The organism is Klebsiella sp. H-Nf2, from assembly GCF_002806645.1.
In the GTDB taxonomy this organism is placed as follows: domain Bacteria; phylum Pseudomonadota; class Gammaproteobacteria; order Enterobacterales; family Enterobacteriaceae; genus Klebsiella; species Klebsiella variicola.
Genome location: NZ_PIBL01000031.1, coordinates 1 through 1,435, shown reverse-complemented (window position 1 = coordinate 1,435; position 1,435 = coordinate 1). Strand labels below are relative to the sequence as shown.

Below are 1,435 nucleotides of genomic sequence, written 5' to 3'. Positions count from 1 at the left end.
TGGAGCGCGCCGTCAAAAACGGCATGGACGTCTTCCGCGTCTTCGACGCCATGAACGACCCGCGCAACATGCAGGCCGCCCTGCAGGCGGTCCGCCGCCACGGCGCCCACGCCCAGGGCACGCTTTCGTACACCACCAGTCCGGCCCACACCCTGCAGACCTGGCTCGACCTCACCGAACAGCTGCTGGAGACCGGCGTTGATTCCGTCGCCATCAAGGACATGTCCGGCATTCTGACGCCGCATGCCGCCTTTGAGCTGGTCAGCGAAATCAAGAAGCGCTATGACGTCACCCTGCACCTGCACTGCCACGCCACCACCGGGATGGCGGAGATGGCCCTGCTGAAGGCCATTGAGGCCGGGGTCGACGGCGTGGATACCGCCATCTCCTCGATGAGCGCCACCTACGGCCACCCGGCCACCGAGGCGCTGGTGGCCACCCTCGCCGGCACGCCGTACGACACCGGCCTCAATATCCACAAGCTGGAGAGCATCGCCGCGTACTTCCGCGAGGTGCGTAAGAAGTACCACGCCTTCGAAGGCCAGCTGAAGGGCACCGACAGCCGTATCCTCGTCGCCCAGGTTCCGGGCGGGATGCTCACCAACCTCGAAAGCCAGCTGAAGCAGCAGAACGCCGCGGACAAGCTGGACCAGGTGCTGGCGGAAATCCCCCGTGTGCGCGAGGACCTCGGCTTCATCCCGCTGGTGACCCCGACCTCGCAGATTGTCGGCACCCAGGCGGTGCTCAACGTCCTCACCGGCGGGCGCTACAAAACCATTGCGAAGGAGACCGCCGGTATCCTGAAGGGCGAGTACGGCCGCACCCCGGTGCCGGTGAACGCTGCCCTGCAGGCGCGGGTGCTCGACGGCGCTGAAGCCATCACCTGCCGCCCGGCGGACCTGCTGAAGCCGGAGCTGGCGCAGCTGGAAGCCGACGTCAGACGCCAGGCGCAGGAGAAGGGCATCACGCTTGCCGAAAACGCCATCGACGACGTGCTCACCGTGGCGCTGTTCCCGCAACCCGGCCTGAAGTTCCTTGAGAACCGCCACAACCCGGCAGCCTTTGAGCCCGTGCCGCAGGTGGAAGAAGCAAAATCTGCCGCACCGGTAAAAGCCGCCGCCTCCGGCGTCTACACCGTGGAAGTGGAAGGTAAAGCCTTTGTGGTCAAAGTCAGCGACGGCGGCGACGTCAGCCAGCTGATCGCGGCTGTTCCTGCCACTGCACCCGCCGCCCCGGCAGGCGCCGGCACCCCGGTGACCGCCCCGCTGGCGGGCACTATCTGGAAGGTGCTGGCCAGCGAAGGCCAGACGGTGGCCGAAGGCGAGGTGCTGCTGATTCTGGAAGCCATGAAGATGGAGACCGAAATCCGCGCCGCGCAGGCCGGGACCGTGCGCGGCATCGCGGTGAAAGCCGGCGACGCGGTGGCGGTCGGCGA

The 1,435-nt window shown here is 67.0% G+C and carries 1 protein-coding gene; it reads left to right on the top strand.

Annotation, left to right across the window (positions count from 1 at the left end; all coding sequences use genetic code 11):
* Window positions 1–1,435 (top strand): pyruvate carboxylase subunit B (locus CWM58_RS27840; RefSeq protein ID WP_100682225.1); only part of this gene is annotated, 1,435 nt, incomplete at both ends.